The organism is Microbispora bryophytorum (assembly GCF_006874465.1).
Lineage (GTDB): Bacteria > Actinomycetota > Actinomycetes > Streptosporangiales > Streptosporangiaceae > Microbispora > Microbispora bryophytorum.
On sequence record NZ_VIRL01000011.1, the window covers coordinates 208,141 to 225,450 of the forward strand.

Here is a 17,310-nt window from a genome sequence, read left to right on the forward strand (position 1 = left end):
GTTCCTATGTCCGGGCGTGCACGACGCGTTGTGCACGATGCCATCGGCGTGACGATTCAATTGTGTTCTTTGAGGGTACGACGTCATGTCAAGTCGTACCCCCCAAACGGCTCAGCTAGCCGGCGGTCTCGCCGAGTCGGCAGATCTTGGCGAACTCTCCCGCGTCGAGGCTGGCCCCTCCCACGAGGGCGCCGTCGATGTCGGCCTCCGCCATGATGCCGGCGACGTTGCCCGACTTCACCGAGCCACCGTAAAGGATACGGACAACGGAGGCTACATCGTCACCGTAGAGCTCGGCGAGTCGCGTCCTGATTGCGCCGCACACCTCCTGGGCGTCCTTCGGCGTGGCGACCTCGCCGGTGCCGATCGCCCAGACCGGCTCGTACGCGATCACGATGGACTTCACCTGCTCGGCGGTCACGCCCTCCAGCGCGCCGTCGAGCTGCGCCAGCGTGTGCTCGACGTGGCGGCCCTCCTGGCGCACCGGCAGCCCCTCGCCCACGCACAGGATGGGCGTCAGCGAGTGCCGGTAGGCGGCCTTGACCTTGGCGTTGCACAGCATCTCGGCCTCGCCGTGGTACTCCCGCCGCTCCGAGTGCCCCACCAGCACGTACGTGCAGCCGAGCTTGCTCAGCATGCTCCCGCAGATCTCCCCGGTGTACGCCCCGGAGTCCTGCGCGGACAGGTCCTGGGCGCCGTAGGTGATGCGGAGCTTGTCGGCGTCCACGAGCGTCTGCACGCTGCGCAGGTCGGTGAACGGCGGCATGACCGCGACGTCCGCCTTGTCGTAGTCGCGGTCGGTCAACGTGAACGCCAGCTTCTGCACCAGGTTGATGGCCTCAAGGTGGTTGAGGTTCATCTTCCAGTTGCCGGCGAACAGCGGCTTGCGAGCCATCTACTCCTCCAGCGCCGCGAGTCCGGGCAGCGTCTTGCCTTCGAGGTACTCGAGGCTCGCGCCGCCACCGGTGGAAATATGCGAGAAGCCGTCCTCGGGCAGGCCGAGCCTGCGCACGGCCGCGGCCGAGTCGCCGCCGCCGACCACGGTGAACGCCTTGGAGTTGACCAGCGCCTCGGCCACCGCGCGGGTGCCGCCGGAGAACGCGTCGAACTCGAACACGCCCATCGGGCCGTTCCAGAACACGGTCTGGGCGTCGGCCAGCTTCGAGGCGAACAGCTCCCGGGTGCGGGGGCCGATGTCGAGGCCCTCGCGGTCGGCCGGGATCGCGGTGGCGTCCACGACCTCGTGCGGCGCGTCGGCGCCGAACTCCGTGGCGGCCAGCACGTCCACCGGCAGCACCAGCTCGACCCCGCGGGAGGCCGCCTCGTCGAGGAAGCCCCTGACCTGGTCGATCTGGTCCTCCTGCAGCAGCGACTTGCCCACTTCGTAGCCCTGCGACTTCAGGAACGTGTAGGCCATGCCGCCGCCGATGAGCAGGCGGTCCACCTTGGACAGCAGGTTCGCGATCACGCCGAGCTTGTCGGAGACCTTCGCGCCGCCCAGCACGACGACGTACGGCCTGGCCGGGTCCTCGGTGAGCTTGCGCAGCACCTCGACCTCGGCGAGGACCAGGTCGCCCGCCGCGTGCGGCAGCCGCTTGGGCAGGTCGTAGACGCTGGCGTGCTTGCGGTGCACCGCGCCGAAGCCGTCGCCGACGTAGAGCTCGGCGAGGTCGGCCAGCCTGCCGGCGAACTCGCCCCTGACCGCGTCGTCCTTGGACTCCTCGCCGGGCTCGAAGCGCAGGTTCTCCAGGAGGGCGACCTGCCCGTCCTGCAGGCCCGCCACCACGCTCTGCGCGGACTCGCCGACCACGTCGGTGGCGAACGCCACGTCCTCGCCGAGCAGCTCGGCCAGCCGCCGGGAGACCGGGGCGAGCGAGTACTTCGGCGTGACGGAGCCCTTGGGACGGCCGAGGTGGGCCGCGACGACGACCTTCGCGCCGCGCTCGATCAGCTTCCTGATCGTCGGCACCGACGCCCGGATGCGACCGTCGTCGGTGATCGTCTCCCCGTCGAGGGGGACGTTGAGGTCGGCGCGCACGAACACGCGCCGGCCCTTCACGTCGAGCTCGTCGATTCCGATCATCAGAGGGAGGCGCCCACGTACTCGATGAGGTCCACGAGGCGGTTGGAGTAGCCCCACTCGTTGTCGTACCAGCCGACGACCTTCACCTGGTTGCCGATGACCTTGGTCAGGCCGGCGTCGAAGATGCAGGACGACGGGTCGGTGACGATGTCGCTGGAGACGATCTCGTCCTCGGTGTAGCTGAGGTAGCCCTTGAGGTAGCCCTCGGCGGCGGCCTTGAGCGCGGCGTTGACCTCCTCGACGGTGGTCTCGCGGCCGACCTCGACCGTGAGGTCGGTGGCCGAGCCCGTCGGGATCGGCACACGCAGCGCGTAGCCGTCGAGCTTGCCCTTCAGCTCCGGCAGGACCAGGCCGATCGCCTTGGCGGCGCCGGTGGAGGTCGGGACGATGTTCAGCGCGGCGGCGCGGGCGCGGCGCAGGTCCTTGTGCGGGCCGTCCTGCAGGTTCTGGTCCTGCGTGTAGGCGTGGATGGTGGTCATCAGGCCCTTCTCGATACCGAAGGTGTCGTTGATGACCTTGGCCATCGGGGCCAGGCAGTTGGTGGTGCAGGAGGCGTTGGAGATGATCGTGTGAGCGGCGGGGTCGTACTTCTCGTGGTTCACGCCCATGACGATCGTCACGTCTTCGTTCTTCGCCGGCGCGGAGATGATGACCTTCTTCGCGCCGTTGTCGGCGTGCACCTTGGCCTTGGTGGCGTCGGTGAACAGGCCGGTCGACTCGACGACGACGTCCACGCCGAGGTCGCCCCAGGGCAGCTTGGCGGGGTCGCGCTCGGCGAACGCCTTGATCGCCTTGCCGTCAACGGTGATCTCGTCCGCAGAGGCCTTCACCTCGTACGGCAGGCGGCCCAGGATGCTGTCGTACTTCAGCAGGTGGGCCAGCGTGGCGTTGTCGGTGAGGTCGTTGACGGCGACGACCTCGATGTCCTTGCCGCTGGCCGCCACAGCGCGCCAGAAGTTACGGCCGATACGGCCGAAGCCGTTGACGCCTACGCGGATGCTCACGGATCCGATCTCCTCGTACGTCGTGCGCCGGAGTACCGGCGCCAGGGCTGTGTTAAACCTCAATGACAGACCTTATCGGACCCAAATTGGTGTAGACCACCGGGCCGCGCTTTGACGGCGTGTCAGCCCGTCCGAGCCGGTGAGCGGGCCCTTCCCGCACGACGACGCCCCCGTCGCACCGTTCCACCGCGCCCTCGCCCGGGCGCCCGCCGGCGCGCCGCCGACCGGCCGGGAGGCGCCGCGACGGGACCGGGGTGGCGGTCGCTACTGCACGAGCATGTCCGCGGTGAGGTTGGCCTCGGTGTTGGCGATGCCGAGATCCTGGGCGCGCTTGTCGGCCATCGCGAGCAGTCGCCGGATGCGCCCGGCGATGGCGTCCTTGGTCAGCGGCGGGTCGGAGATCTGGCCGAGCTCCTCCAGGGACGCCTGCTTGTGCTCGACCCGCAGCCGACCGGCGATCACCAGGTGCTCGGGAGCGTCGTCGCCGAGGATCTCCAGCGCCCGCTGCACCCGCGCGCCCGCGGCGACGGCCGCCCTGGCCGACCTGCGGAGGTTGGCGTCGTCGAAGTTGGCCAGGCGGTTGGCGGTGGCCCGCACCTCGCGGCGCATCCGCCGCTCCTCCCAGGCCAGCACGCTGTCGTGGGCGCCGAGCCGGGTCAGCAGCGCGCTGATCGCGTCGCCGTCGCGCACGACCACGCGGTCGACGCCGCGCACCTCGCGGGCCTTGGCGTGGATCTTGAGCCGCCGGGCCGAGCCGACCAGGGCCAGCGCCGCCTCCGGCCCGGGGCAGGTCACCTCCAGCGACATCGACCGGCCGGGCTCTGTCAGCGAGCCGTGCGCGAGGAACGCGCCCCGCCAGGCCGCCTCGGCGTCGCAGGTGGCCCCGGAGACGACCTGCCGGGGCAGCCCGCGCACGGGACGCCCGTGGTTGTCGATCAGGCCGGTCTGCCGGGCCAGCGCCTCGCCGTCCTTGTAGACGCGCACGACGTAGCGCGAGCCCTTGCGCAGCCCGGCGGGGGCCAGGACCAGCACCTCGGCCTTGTGGCCGAACACCTCGCCGATGTCCTTGATCAGCCTGCGGGCGGTGGCGTTGGTGTCGAGCTCGGCCTCGATCACGATGCGCCCGCCCACCAGGTGCAGCCCGCTGGCGAACCGCAGCAGCGTCGAGACCTCCGCCTTTCGGCAGCAGGGCTTGAGCACCGGAAGGCGGCTCAGCTCGTCTTTCACCACACCCGTCATGGCCATCAGCTCGTGTCCTCCCCCAGACAGACTCTGCCCGTCAGTCTCTCGCACCAGGCGAGCACGCAATCACCGCTTCTCACGGAAAATCTCATCCAGGACAGTGGCAAGACGTGGTCCGTCGTGCCGCACAGATCCGTCAGGGGCGGCCACATCGGCCAAAACGACCCGGCCGCCCATCGACCAGGCCGCCTTCTCCAGCGCCTTCGGGTCGGCGACCACACCGCCGTCGGCGATCACCGCGTCGACGACCAGCGCGGGGGCGTGCTCCCTGAGCACCTCCAGGTGCCGTTCGGGTGAGAAACCGTCGGTCTCCCCCGCCTGCGGCGCGAGGTTGAGGATCACCAGCCGCCTGGCGCTCGTCTCGTGCAGCGCCCGCGCGAGTCCGGGCACCTTCAGGTGCGGCAGCACGCTGGTGAACCAGGAGCCCGGCCCGAAGACCACCCAGTCGGCCGCCTCGATCGCCTCGATCGCCTGGGGGCAGGCGGGCGGATCGGACGGCACCAGCGAGATGGAGCGCACCCGCCCGGGCGTCAGCGCGCAGGCGACCTGCCCGCGCACCGTCGTGACCGTCCCGTCCAGCTCGACCTCCGCCTGGATGTCGAGCGGCACGGAGGCCATGGGGAGCACCCGGCCGTGCGCGCCGAGCAGCCGGCCCACCCATTCCAGGCCCACGACGGGGTCCTCCAGCAGCTCCCAGAGCGCGACGATGAGGAGGTTGCCGACGGCGTGGCCGTGCAGATCGCCCTCGCTTCTGAAACGGTGCTGGACGACTTCGCTCCATGTCTGGCCCCACTCGTCGTCGCCGCACAGGGCCGCGAGAGCCATCCGCAGGTCACCGGGCGGCAGAACCCCCAGCTCGCGCCTGAGACGCCCACTGGAGCCGCCGTCGTCGGCGACCGTCACCACGGCCGTCAGGTCGTCGGTGACGGTCCTGAGGGCCGACAGGGAGGCGTACAGGCCGTGGCCGCCGCCGAGCGCGACGACCTTGGGACCGCTCGCGGGGGCGGCGGGGCGCGGGGAAAGCATCGGGCTGCCGGGGGTGGGGGACTTCAGGGGATCGGGGGCGGAGGGGTCCGCGGGTCTTTCCGGGGCGGGGTCCTTCATCGTCCTCCTCGCCTCGCCACGAGCACCGCCCTGCGGAGCCGTGGCGCTCATGTCGTGCCGATCGGCCCGGCCCCGGGGCCCGCCGGGGCCGGCCGTACGGGATACCGCCCGCGGACCCGCCCGCGGGCCGGGCGGGGGCCGTCACTCTCGGCCCGTGTCCCGGTGGCTGACCTGGACGTCCATGCCGCGCTCGCGCAGGCGGGCGCCGAGCTGCTCGGCCATCGCGACACTGCGGTGCTTGCCTCCGGTGCAGCCCACGGCGAGGGTGGCGTAGCCCTTGCCCTCGCGCGCGTATCCGGCGGCCACGATGCCGAAGACCTCCTCGTAGCCGTCGAGGAACTCCTTGGCCCCCGGCTGGCCGAGCACGTAGTCGCGCACGGGGGCGTCGAGCCCGTTCATGGGCCGCAGTTCCGGCACCCAGTGGGGGTTGGGCAGGAACCGGCAGTCCACGACGAGGTCGGCGTCGACCGGCAGGCCGTACTTGTAGCCGAAGGACACCACGTTCACCTTCAGCCCCGGACGGTCCTCGCCGCCGAAGAACGACACGATCTTCTTGCGGAGCTCGTGGACGTTCAGCAGGGACGTGTCGACGACGAGGTCGGCGTTGGCGCGGACCTCGCGCAGGATGCCGCGCTCGCGGTCGATCCCGTCGACGAGCCGCCCGTCACCCTGGAGGGGGTGGGGACGCCGGACGTTCTCGAACCTGCGGACCAGTTCCTCGTCGCTCGCCTCCAGGAACATCACCCGGACGCCGACGCCGCGCCCGACCAGTTCCTCGATCGCCGCGTTCAGGTCGGTGGTGAAGGCGAGGCTGCGCACGTCGACGACCGCGGCGACGCGGTCGGTCGCCATGTTCACCCGGCCTGCCTCCTCGGCGAGCGAGGACAGCAGCCCCGGCGGCAGATTGTCGATCACAAACCAGCCGAGGTCCTCCAGAGCCTTCGCGGCGGTGCTGCGCCCCGCCCCCGACATTCCGGTGATCACCACGAATGCCGGCTCAGTCGTGCTCATCGCCCGCTCACCGCCTTGCCGCCCATGTCAGCCCGCCCAACGTCAGCCCCGTCCACCCCCATGCCGGGGTGGCCGCCCCGCCCGCCGGGACGGGGCCCGCTCCGCGCGGGAGGAACCATCTGGTGCCGGAGCATGACACCTCTTCACCTGGTCGCGCCACCGCCACGCCGCGCGGCTCCGGCGGCGCCCTCCCCGCAGCCCCGCCCGGGACGGGACACGCCGAGGCGCTCTCGCGAGCACCTCACGACCCCTGCTCCGCCGGGGACGGGCTCTCACCGCGGAGCGCCGCGACGATGGCCTCGGCGGTCGCACGGCCGATGCCGGGGACCTCACGGATCTCCTCCGCGCTCGCCTCCCGCAGCCGCTTCACCGAGCCGAAGTGCCGCAGCAGGGCCTGACGGCGTGCCGGGCCCAGGCCCGGCACGTGGTCGAGCGCGCTCTCTTTAAGCGATTTCGACCTCTTCGTCCGATGGTAGGTGATAGCGAACCTGTGTGCTTCATCGCGGACGCGCTGTAACAGATAGAGGCCCTCGCTGCTTCGCGGCAGGATCACCGGCTGGTCGTCGCCGGGCAGCCAGACCTCCTCCAGCCGCTTGGCCAGCCCGCACACCGCGATGTCGTCGATCCCGAGCTCGTCCAGGGCGCGCTGGGCCGCCGCCGCCTGAGCAGGGCCGCCGTCCACCACCACGAGGTTGGGCGGGTAGGCGAACTTGCGGGGACGGCCTGTCTCCGGGTCGATCGGCGTCCCGGCGCCTCCGCGCTCGGCCGCGCCGTACCCGTCCTCGTCGTGCGCCGCCCCGTTATGCGCCACCTCGCCGTTCTCCGCCGCATCGCGCCCCGCCCCGCCGTGAGTCGTTCCGTCGTGAGCCGCCGCGTCCTCCGTCCCCGCGTCCAGCTCGCCCGTCGCCGCCCGCTCTTCCAGGTAGCGCTTGAACCGCCGGCAGATGACCTCGTATATCGAGGCGACGTCGCCTTCCCCGGTCCTGATGGAGAAGCGGCGGTACTCGCTCTTGCGGGCCAGGCCGTCCTCGAAGACCACCATCGAGGCCACGACGTTCTCGCCCTGGATGTGCGACACGTCGTAGCACTCGATCCGCAGCGGCGCCTGGTCCAGGTCGAGAGCGTCCGCGATCTCCTGCAGGGCACGGCTGCGGGTGGTCAGGTCGCTCGCGCGGCGCAGCTTGTGCTGGGCGAGCGACTCCTTCGCGTTGCGCTCCACGGTCTCCATGAGGCTCTTCTTGTCGCCGCGCTGGGGAACGCGCAGGTCGACGCGGGACCCCCGCTGCTCGCTCAGCAGCTCGATCAGCGCGGCCTCGTCCGGGGGCCGCGCCGGCACGAGGATCTCGCGGGGAATCGTCGCCTCGCCGTACATCTGGAGCAGGAACTGCTCCACCAGCTCGCCGGGGCCGGCCTCCTCGACCTTGTCGACCACCCAGCCACGCTGCCCGCGGATCCTGCCGCCGCGCACATAGAAGACCTGGACCGCCGCCTCAAGCGGGTCCTCGGCGAGGGCGATCACGTCGCAGTCGGTGTCGTCGCCGAGCACGACCGTCTGCTTCTCAAGGGCCCGTTGCAGCGCCTGGACGTCGTCGCGCAGTCGCGCGGCCCGCTCGTACTCCTCCACGGCCGCCGCCTCGCGCATCTCGCGCTCCAGCCGCTTGATGAAGCGGCCGGTGTTGCCGGCCACGAAGTCGCAGAAGTCCTCGGCGAGGGCGCGATGCTCCTCGGGGGTGACCCGGCCGACGCAGGGCGCGGAGCACTTGTCGATGTATCCCAGCAGGCAGGGCCGCCCGATCTGGCCTGCCCGCCTGAAGACCCCCGCCGAGCACGTCCGCACGGGGAAGACGCGCAGCAGCAGGTCGACGGTCTCCCGGATGGCCCAGGCGTGCGAGTAGGGGCCGAAGTAACGCGTGCCCTTCCGCTTGGCCCCCCGCATCACCTGCACCCGGGGGAAGTCCTCCCCCATGGTCACGGCCAGGTACGGATACGACTTGTCGTCGCGGTACTTGACGTTGAACCGGGGGTCGAACTCCTTGATCCAGGAGTATTCGAGCTGGAGCGCCTCGACCTCGGTGCCGACCACCGTCCAGTCCACGGACGCCGCGGTCGTCAGCATGGTCTGCGTCCGCGGGTGCAGACCGGCGAAGTCCGCGAAGTACGAGTTGAGCCGCTGCCGCAGGCTCTTCGCCTTGCCCACGTAGATCACCCGGCCGCCCGGGTCGCGGAAGCGATAGACGCCTGGCGACTCGGGAATCGATCCGGGCGCCGGTCGATAAGTTGCCGGATCCGCCACGTTCAAAAGACTACTGGCCCCCGCCGACATTCCCGCCGTCCCCGCCGTCCCCGGCGGACCCGGCGGACCCGGCGACGGCGAGAGCCGCCAGCGCCTCGCCGCCGGGCGGGCCGCCCGCCATCGCGCCGGGCTCGCACGCGATGTAGGGCGGCGGCGCCTCGTGCCACCCCTCAGGCGCGGGGGCTCGCCCGCCAGCGGCCGTGGACATCACCGCCACGGCCACCAGCCATCGAGCCCGAGCCGGCGCCGGACCCGGCAGCCGCCGTCAGGCGAGGGTGATGCTCTCGCCGCTCACCGTGATCTTCTTCTCGGCGAGCGGCCTGGCCGCCGGGCCGTTGACCACGGAGCCGTCCTTCGCACTGAACCTGCTGCCGTGACACGGGCAGACGATCTCGTTGTTCGAGACGCTGCCGACCGGGCAGCCCTGGTGGGTGCAGGTCGCGCTGAACGCCTTGAACTCGCCGGCCGCCGGCTGCGTGACGACGACGTCCTGGTCCTTGAAGACCTTGCCGCCGCCCTCGGGGATGTCGGAGGTCTTCGCGAGCTCGCCCTCGCCCTGTGCCCCCTGGGACTGGCCGCCCTGGTCCGCCGACGCCGTCGTGTCGTCCCCCCCGGAGGCGCCGCACGCGCTCAGCGCCGCCGCCAGCCCGGCGCCTCCCGCGCTGAAGATCACGGCCCGGCGTGTCGTATCCGTCATGCTCATCCTTCCCTGATGCGACGGCCCGGGACGTCCACGGTCCCGGGTCCTTCCCCTGCGCGACGCGTCACCCTGTGTGTCCTCAGGTACGGCCATCACCCCGTGGCCGGTGGGGGGTGACGCGGTCGGAAGCAGAAGAGTAGGGAGAAATAATGAGACGAATACTCATACACCCAAGATCTTGCGCAGGAACGCGCCGGTGTGGCTCTCCTCGACCCGGGCGACCTGCTCGGGCGTGCCGGTGGCGATGACCCTGCCACCTCCGGACCCGCCCTCGGGCCCCATGTCGACGATCCAGTCGGCGGTCTTGACGACGTCGAGGTTGTGCTCGATCACGATCACCGTGTTGCCTGCGTCCACGAGCCGGTTGAGCACGCCGAGAAGCCTCCTGATGTCCTCGAAGTGCAGGCCGGTGGTGGGCTCGTCCAGCACGTACACGGTGCGGCCGGTCGAGCGCCGCTGCAGCTCGGAGGCGAGCTTCACCCGCTGCGCCTCGCCGCCGGACAGCGTGGTCGCGGGCTGGCCGAGCCGTACGTAGCCGAGGCCGACGTCGTTGAGGGTCTGCAGGTGACGGCGGATGGCGGGGATCGCCTCGAAGAACTCCAGCGCCTCCTCGATCGGCATGTCGAGGACCTCGGCGATCGTCTTGCCCTTGTAGTGGACCTCCAGCGTCTCCCGGTTGTATCGGGCGCCGTGGCAGACCTCACAGGGGACGTAGACGTCCGGGAGGAAGTTCATCTCGATCTTGATGGTGCCGTCGCCGGAGCACGCCTCGCAGCGCCCGCCCTTGACGTTGAAGCTGAACCGGCCCTGCAGGTAACCGCGGACCTTCGCCTCGGCCGTGGCGGCGAACAACTTGCGCACATGGTCGAAGACGCCCGTGTACGTCGCGGGGTTGGACCTCGGCGTGCGACCGATCGGCGACTGGTCGACGTGGACGACCTTGTCCACCAGGTCCGTGCCGACGACCCGGGAGTGCCGTCCGGGCACGGTCTTCGCGCCGTTCAGTTCCTTGGCCAGCGCGGCGTACAGGATGTCGTTGACCAGCGTCGACTTGCCGGACCCCGAAACGCCGGTGACCGCCGTGAAGACGCCGAGCGGGAACTCGACGTCCACTCCCTTGAGGTTGTGCTCACGGGCGCCCTTGACGACGAGCTGCCGCTTCTTGTCCCGCGGGCGCCGGACCTCCGGCGCGGTGATCGCCTTGCGGCCCGACAGGTACGCGCCGGTCAGCGACTCCTCGCTGGCGAGCAGGTCCTGCACGGTGCCGGACACGACGACCTGGCCGCCGTGCTCGCCCGCGCCGGGGCCGATGTCGACCACCCAGTCGGCGGCGGCGATCGTGTCCTCGTCGTGCTCGACCACGATCAGCGTGTTGCCCATGTCGCGCAGCCGGACCAGCGTCTCCAGCAGGCGCTGGTTGTCGCGCTGGTGCAGGCCGATGGACGGCTCGTCCAGCACGTAGAGCACTCCGACCAGGCCGGAGCCGATCTGGGTGGCCAGCCGGATCCGCTGCGCCTCACCGCCCGCCAGCGTGCCGGCGGCGCGGTCGAGCGTGAGGTAGTCGAGGCCGACGTCGAGCAGGAAGCCCAGCCGGGCGTTGATCTCCTTGACCACCCGCTCGGCGATGTGCATGTCCCGCTCGGACAGCCGCAGGCCGGACAGGAACTTCGCGCAGTCGGCGATCGACATGCCCGAGATTTCGGCGATCGAGGCGTCTCCGACGGTCACGGCCAGCGAGACCGGCTTGAGGCGGCGGCCCTTGCAGGCCGGGCAGGGCACCTCGCGCATGAAGCCCTCGAACCGCTCCCTGCTGGCGTCGCTCTCCGACTCGGCGTGCCGGCGCTGGACCCAGGGGATCACACCCTCGAACTCGGTGTAGTAGGACCGCTGCCTGCCGTACCGGTTGCTGTAGCGGATGTGGACCTGCTCGTCGTGGCCGTGCAGGATCGCCTTCTGCGCCTTCTTCGGCAGCCGCTCCCACGGGGTGTCGAGGTCGAAGCCGAGCGCGTTGCCCAGCGCCTCCAGCAGCCGCACGAAGTAGTCGCTGGTGTGGCCGTTCGCCCACGGACTGATCGCGCCGTCGCCCAGCGTGCGCTCGGGGTCGGGCACGAGGAGGTCGGGGTCGACCTCCATGCGGGTGCCGAGGCCGGTGCACTCGGGGCAGGCCCCGAAGGGCGAGTTGAACGAGAACGACCGGGGCTCCAGCTCCTCGAACGACAGGTCGTCGTAGGGGCAGTAGAGGTGCTCGGAGTAGAAGCGCTCACGGTTGGGGTCGTCGTCGGGAAGGTCGACGAAGTCGAGCGTGATCGTGCCGCCGGACAGCTGCAGCGCGGTCTCCACCGAGTCGGTGAGCCTGCGCCGCGCGCCCTCCTTGACCGACAGCCGGTCGACGATCACCTCGATGTCGTGCTTCTCGTACTTCTTGAGGGTGGGCGGCTCCTCCAGGCGCACGATCGTGCCGTCCACCCGGGCGCGGGCGTATCCCTTGGTCTGCAGCTCGCGGAACAGCTCGGCGTACTCGCCCTTGCGGCCGCGGATGATCGGGGCGAGCACCTGGAAGCGGGTGCCCTCCTCAAGTTCGAGCACACGGTCCACGATCTGCTGCGGTGTCTGGCGGGCGATCGGGCGATCGCACTGCGGGCAGTGCGGCTTGCCGATACGCGCCCAGAGCAGACGCAGGTAGTCGTAGACCTCGGTGATCGTGCCGACGGTCGAACGGGGGTTGCGGCTGGTGGACTTCTGGTCGATGGAGACGGCCGGGGAAAGGCCCTCGATGAAGTCCACGTCGGGCTTGTCCATCTGACCCAGGAACTGCCGGGCGTACGCGGACAGGGACTCCACGTATCGCCGCTGTCCCTCGGCGAAGATCGTGTCGAAGGCCAGGCTGGACTTGCCGGAGCCCGAGAGCCCGGTGAAAACGATCAGAGCGTCTCGCGGTAGGTCGAGCGAGACGTCCTTGAGGTTGTGTTCGCGTGCGCCACGCACGATCAGGCGGTCAGCCACGGTGGTCCCGATAGGTCGATGAGGTGAATGGAGGTGCACGGGCAGGCTATCCAGAGCCACCGACAATTTCGGGGGGCATCGTCCGGCGGCCGGAGAGGGCGGCCCCGCGTGCATCGTGGGACACGCTCCGTGAACCAGAGTATGAGCTTCGTCAAACCCGCGCCCGGCATCCGTGCGAAACCCCTGCTCATACAACCGCCGGGGGAGCCGTCCTCTTCCCACGGGGTGACGGGGACGCCGGCCGGGGCCTTCAGGGTCCATGATTCTTCCCATGCCCTTCATCGACGAGATCGAGCGGGAGCTGGCCGAGGCGACCGAGCGCCTGCTGGCGACCGCCGCCCGCCTCACCGACGAGGATCTCCGCGCGCCGTCCCTGCTGCCGGGGTGGACGAGGGGACACGTGCTCGCGCACGTCGCCCGCAACGCCGACAGCTACGTCAACCTGCTGACCTGGGCGCGTACGGGGGTGCGCACCCCGCAGTACGCGTCGGCACGGGCCCGCGAGGCCGGCATCGAGGCGGGCGCCGGCCGCCGGCCGGGCGAACAGCTCGCCGACCTGCGCGACAGTGCGGAGCGGTTCGCGGCGGCGGCCGGGCGGATGCCCGCCGAGGCGTGGACCGCGCCGGTCTCGGGGATGAACCCGCCCGACCACCCCGCCTGGTACGTTCCGATCCGCCGGCTCAGGGAGGTCGAGGTGCACCACGCCGACCTCGGGGCAGGCTACGGATGGGCCGACTGGCCCGAGACGTACGTGAGACGAGAGCTGTACGACACGATGCTCTGGCTCGGCGACGAGTGCCCGGTGGGCGAGGTCGTCGCGCTCGACCCGGGCACCGGCCGGGTCCTGAGGACGTGGACCGGCCTCGGCGACGGCCCGGTCGTGGAGGGCACTCCGCGCGAGCTGGTCGCCTGGCTCGCGGGCAGGACCGACGGCGCGGGCCTGCGCCTCACCTCCCCACGGGGCCACCTCCAGCAGGCCGGGACACTGCCGTCCCCGCCGCCCTGGCCGAAGCCGTCCCCGGCGGGGCTGCCCGCCGAACCACCCTCGTCCTGGCCGCCCGCCGACAACTAGAGAGGAACGATCATGACCTACACCGGAAACGTCGCCAAGGGCGGGCCCGCCGACGTACGCGAGGTCCCGGGCTTGACGATCTCGAAGATCGAGGTCGGCGACTTCGGCAACAACGCCTACCTGCTCCGCTGCACCGAGACCGGCGACGGGCTGCTGATCGACGCGGCGGCCGAGCCCGAGCGGCTCCTCGATCTCATCGGCGACATGCCGATCAGCTCGATCGTGACCACCCACCGGCACCGCGACCACTGGGGGGCTCTGGTGGAAGTCGCCCGCGCCACCGGCGCGCAGACCCTCGCCCATCCCCTCGACGCCCCCGAGCTGCCGGTGACGATCACACGGGAGGTCGGGCACGGCGACCGGGTGACGGTCGGCGTGGTGACGCTGGACGTCATCCACCTGCGCGGCCACACCCCCGGCTCGATCGCGCTGCTCTATCAGGACCGCCACCTGTTCACCGGTGACTCCCTGTTTCCCGGCGGCGTCGGCAACACCCAGAAGGACCCGGCGCGGTTCGAGCAGCTGTTCACGGACGTGGTGGAACGGATCTTCGACCGTCTTCCCGACGAGACGTGGGTCTATCCCGGTCACGGCGGTGACACCACGCTCGGCGCCGAGCGGCCGCACCTGCCCGAGTGGAAGGCCCGCGGCTGGTGACGTGACGCACGCCCGGACGGTGTCCCGCCCCCCGGGCGATTAATCCGGTGGGCGGGCGTACGTGATTCGGGGAGCTCCTGCCGGGCAGCGGCTACCGCACGGACCGTCGGAGGAGCCCCGAATGACCCCCCTCGTGACCCACCTCGCGAGCACGGCCGCGTGGAGCGGCCACGACACCCGCCTCATCGTGGCCGCCCTGGCCGGCATCGCGGTCATCGTGCTGCTGATCACGAAGCTGCGGACCCACCCGTTCCTCGCCCTCGCGCTCGGCTCGGGCGTGCTCGGCCTGGGGGCCGGCATGGCCCCCGAGAAGCTGATCGACAGCTTCTCCGCCGGGCTCGGCTCGACCGTGGCCGGCGTCGGCGTGCTCATCGCCCTCGGGGCGATGCTGGGCAAGCTGCTGGCCGACTCGGGCGGGGCCGAGGAGATCGTGGACGGCATCCTGCGCCGCAGCGGCGACCGGGCCCTGCCATGGGCGATGACGCTCATCGCGGTGCTCATCGGACTGCCGATGTTCTTCGAGATCGGGCTGGTCCTGCTGATCCCCGTCATCCTGCTGGTGGCCCGGCGCGGCGGCCGTCCGCTGCTGCTGATCGCCATCCCCGCACTGGCGGGACTGTCCGTCCTGCACGGCCTGGTGCCCCCGCATCCCGGGCCGCTGGTCGCGATCGACACGCTCAAGGCGGACCTCGGGCTCACGCTCGGGCTGGGCCTGCTGGTGGCCATCCCGACCGTGATCGTGTCCGGCCCGCTGTTCGCCCGGTTCGCCGCCCGCTGGGTGCGGCCGGCGCCGCCGGAGCGGCTCGAACGCGAGCAGACCCCAGAGTCCGAGAACGCGGAACCGGGGGACGCTGACCACCCCAGGCCGGGGTTCGGCGTCACGGTGGCCACGATCCTGCTGCCGGTCGTGCTGATGCTGGGCCGGGCCGTCGCGGAGATCGTCCTGCCGAGGGCCACGCGGTGCGCACCGCGTTCGAGGTCCTCGGCACGCCCCTGATCGCCCTGCTGATCGGCGTGATCGTGGCGATGTTCACCCTGGGCCGCGCCGCGGGCTTCGGCCGGGCCCGGATCTCCTCGGCGATCGCCGACTCGCTGCCGCCGATCGCCGGCATCCTGCTCATCGTGGGCGCGGGCGGCGGATTCAAGCAGACCCTGGTCGACTCGGGCGTCGGGAAGGTCATCGGCGAGGCCGCGCAGGGCGCGAACGTGCCCGTGCTGGTGCTCGGCTGGCTGATCGCCGTCGGGATCCGGCTGGCCACCGGTTCCGCCACGGTGGCCACGATCTCCGCCGCCGGGATCGCCGCGCCGCTGGCGGCCGGGCTCTCCCCCGCCCACGTCGCCCTGCTCGTGCTCGCCATCGGCGCCGGGTCGCTGTTCTTCTCCCACGTGAACGACGCCGGGTTCTGGCTGGTCAAGGAGTATCTCGGGATGTCCGTCGGCGAGACGATCAGGAGCTGGTCGGTCATGGAGGCGATCATCTCGGTGGTGTCGTTCTGCTGCGTGCTCCTGCTCGGGCTGGTGGTCTGAGGACCGCGGCACCGCGTCCGTATAGTGGTCGGCGCACATCGTCCTTCCCCTGGAGCCCTGGCACCTCATGGAGATCACTGGAATCGAACTGCGCCGGATCGCGATGCCGCTCGTCGCGCCGTTCCGGACGTCGTTCGGCACCGAGACCACCCGCGACGTCCTGCTGGTGCGGGTGGTGACGCCGCAGGCCGAGGGCTGGGGCGAGTGCGTGGCGATGGCCGAGCCGCTGTACTCCTCCGAGTACGTGGACGCGGCGGCCGACGTGCTGCGGCGCTTCCTGATCCCCGCGCTGCCCCGCGAGCCGAACCCGCAGGCCGTCGGTCCCGCCCTCGCGCCGTTCAAGGGCCACCGGATGGCGAAGGCGGCGTTGGAGGCCGCGGTGCTCGACGCGTCACTCCGGACCACCGGCGAGTCCTTCGCCCGATACCTCGGCGCCACCCGCGACCGCGTCCCCTGCGGCGTCTCGGTCGGCATCATGGGCTCGGTGGCCGAGCTGCTCGACACGGTCGGGGCGTACGTCGAGGAGGGGTACGTACGGGTCAAGCTGAAGATCGGACCGGGGTGGGACGTGACGCCGGTGCGCGCGGTCCGGGAGCGGTTCGGGGAGGACCTGCTGCTCCAGGTGGACGCCAACGCGGCCTACACCCTCGCGGACGCCCGTCATCTGGCCCGGCTGGACGACTTCGACCTGCTGCTGATCGAGCAGCCGCTCGCCGACGACGACCTCGTGCAGCACGCCCGGCTCGCCCGGTCGATCCGCACGCCGATCTGCCTCGACGAGTCGATCGAGTCGGCCGCCCACGCGGCGGCGGCGATCAGCCTCGGCGCGTGCTCCGTGATCAACATCAAGCCGGGGCGGGTGGGCGGTTATCTGGAGGCCCGGCGCATCCACGACCTGTGCCGCGCCCACGGCGTCGCGGTGTGGTGCGGCGGCATGCTGGAGACCGGGATCGGCCGGGCGGCCAACGTCGCGCTGGCCGCGCTGCCCGGCTTCACGCTGCCGGGCGACACCTCCGCCTCCCGGCGCTACTTCCACACCGACGTGACCCCGCCGTTCGAACTGGACGGCGGGCACCTCGACGTGCCGGACGGCCCGGGGCTGGGCGTGGATCCCCTCCCGGACGTTCTGGACGAGGTCACCACGGCGACGGAGTGGATCCGGCTGTGACACCCGAACCGGTCAGACGGCGCTGAGAGCAGGTGCGACGCGTCAGGCGTCGCCAAGTGCAGGGTGCGACCCGTCAGGCGTCGCCGAGTGCAGGGTGCGACCCGTCAGGCGTCGCCGAGTGCAGGGTGCGGCCGGGGCTCGCCGGTGGTGAAGACCTTCACGATGCGGTCGGCCGCGAGAGCGGGCTCCTCCGCGCTCTCCACCACATCGCCCCAGGACCACCGGTAGAACCAGCCGTCCGACATCGCGACGCAGTCCACGGTCTCGGTGAACAGCGCCGCGTCCGGGTCGCGGACCTTCAGCGACGGCGGGTCGGGGCGCAGGGACGCCTCCAACCCTCGTAGCTCAAGCTCCCGGGCGAGTTTGCCGAGGAAGTACGTCCGGGTGTGCTCACGAGGCATGGCGACCAGGGCTCCATTGGACTAGGCGTTTTCTCCACGTCATTG

14 protein-coding genes and 1 pseudogene are annotated in these 17,310 nt (G+C 71.1%); 4 read left to right on the top strand and 11 right to left on the bottom strand.

Annotation, left to right across the window (positions count from 1 at the left end):
- Nucleotides 1-115: 115 nt before the first annotated feature.
- The 10 genes from tpiA to uvrA all read right to left on the bottom strand — a co-directional run bounded on the left by tpiA (nt 116) and on the right by uvrA (nt 12,440).
- Nucleotides 116-895 (bottom strand): triose-phosphate isomerase, encoded by a 780-nt coding sequence (gene tpiA, locus FLX07_RS37865; protein WP_142572491.1) that lies wholly within the window; start codon nt 893-895, stop codon nt 116-118.
- The gene (locus tag FLX07_RS37870) at nt 896-2,083 is read right to left on the bottom strand and encodes a phosphoglycerate kinase (RefSeq protein ID WP_142572492.1); all 1,188 of its coding nucleotides are present in this window, start codon (nt 2,081-2,083) and stop codon (nt 896-898) included. It lies immediately after the preceding gene.
- Nucleotides 2,083-3,087 carry a type I glyceraldehyde-3-phosphate dehydrogenase gene (gap, locus tag FLX07_RS20880; protein WP_142572493.1) on the bottom strand — a complete coding sequence of 335 codons (1,005 nt, stop codon included), beginning with the start codon at nt 3,085-3,087 and terminating at the stop codon, nt 2,083-2,085. The genes FLX07_RS37870 and gap overlap by 1 nt, the downstream gene beginning before the upstream one ends.
- Before the next feature lie 264 nt (nt 3,088-3,351).
- Nucleotides 3,352-4,332 (bottom strand): DNA-binding protein WhiA, encoded by a 981-nt coding sequence (whiA, locus tag FLX07_RS20885; RefSeq protein ID WP_142572494.1) that lies wholly within the window; start codon nt 4,330-4,332, stop codon nt 3,352-3,354.
- Nucleotides 4,333-4,395: 63 nt separating this feature from the next.
- Nucleotides 4,396-5,355 carry a gluconeogenesis factor YvcK family protein gene (locus FLX07_RS20890; protein ID WP_142572545.1) on the bottom strand — a complete coding sequence of 320 codons (960 nt, stop codon included), beginning with the start codon at nt 5,353-5,355 and terminating at the stop codon, nt 4,396-4,398.
- Nucleotides 5,356-5,574: 219 nt separating this feature from the next.
- Nucleotides 5,575-6,444 carry an RNase adapter RapZ gene (gene rapZ / locus FLX07_RS20895; RefSeq protein WP_142572495.1) on the bottom strand — a complete coding sequence of 290 codons (870 nt, stop codon included), beginning with the start codon at nt 6,442-6,444 and terminating at the stop codon, nt 5,575-5,577.
- Between the two features lie 241 nt (nt 6,445-6,685).
- Complete coding sequence (gene uvrC, locus FLX07_RS20900; protein ID WP_167748328.1) at nt 6,686-8,767, bottom strand: excinuclease ABC subunit UvrC; 2,082 nt, start codon at nt 8,765-8,767, stop codon at nt 6,686-6,688.
- Nucleotides 8,748-8,945 (bottom strand): hypothetical protein, encoded by a 198-nt coding sequence (locus FLX07_RS20905; RefSeq protein WP_142572497.1) that lies wholly within the window; start codon nt 8,943-8,945, stop codon nt 8,748-8,750. Before FLX07_RS20905 ends, uvrC begins: the two co-directional genes overlap by 20 nt.
- A 57-nt stretch (nt 8,946-9,002) precedes the next feature.
- Complete coding sequence (locus FLX07_RS20910; protein WP_142572498.1) at nt 9,003-9,434, bottom strand: Rieske (2Fe-2S) protein; 432 nt, start codon at nt 9,432-9,434, stop codon at nt 9,003-9,005.
- A 165-nt stretch (nt 9,435-9,599) separates the two neighbouring features.
- Entirely contained in the window at nt 9,600-12,440 is a 2,841-nt protein-coding gene (gene uvrA / locus FLX07_RS20915) for an excinuclease ABC subunit UvrA (protein WP_142572499.1), read from the bottom strand.
- A gap of 271 nt (nt 12,441-12,711) precedes the next feature.
- Here uvrA and FLX07_RS20920 point away from each other — a divergent pair, with 271 nt between their 5' ends.
- From FLX07_RS20920 to menC, 4 genes and pseudogenes are all read left to right on the top strand, one after another.
- On the top strand, nt 12,712-13,512 hold the full coding sequence (locus tag FLX07_RS20920; RefSeq protein ID WP_142572500.1) for a maleylpyruvate isomerase family mycothiol-dependent enzyme: 801 nt from the start codon (nt 12,712-12,714) through the stop codon (nt 13,510-13,512).
- Between the two features lie 12 nt (nt 13,513-13,524).
- On the top strand, nt 13,525-14,169 hold the full coding sequence (locus tag FLX07_RS20925) for an MBL fold metallo-hydrolase (protein WP_142572501.1): 645 nt from the start codon (nt 13,525-13,527) through the stop codon (nt 14,167-14,169).
- A gap of 121 nt (nt 14,170-14,290) precedes the next feature.
- A pseudogene (locus FLX07_RS20930) lies at nt 14,291-15,696 on the top strand (GntT/GntP/DsdX family permease).
- Nucleotides 15,697-15,763: 67 nt separating this feature from the next.
- Nucleotides 15,764-16,864 carry an o-succinylbenzoate synthase gene (gene menC, locus FLX07_RS20935; RefSeq protein WP_142572502.1) on the top strand — a complete coding sequence of 367 codons (1,101 nt, stop codon included), beginning with the start codon at nt 15,764-15,766 and terminating at the stop codon, nt 16,862-16,864.
- Between the two features lie 104 nt (nt 16,865-16,968).
- On the opposite strand, the gene FLX07_RS20940 is transcribed toward menC, so the two are convergent.
- On the bottom strand, nt 16,969-17,265 hold the full coding sequence (locus FLX07_RS20940; protein ID WP_030507339.1) for a hypothetical protein: 297 nt from the start codon (nt 17,263-17,265) through the stop codon (nt 16,969-16,971).
- Nucleotides 17,266-17,310 lie beyond the last annotated feature (45 nt).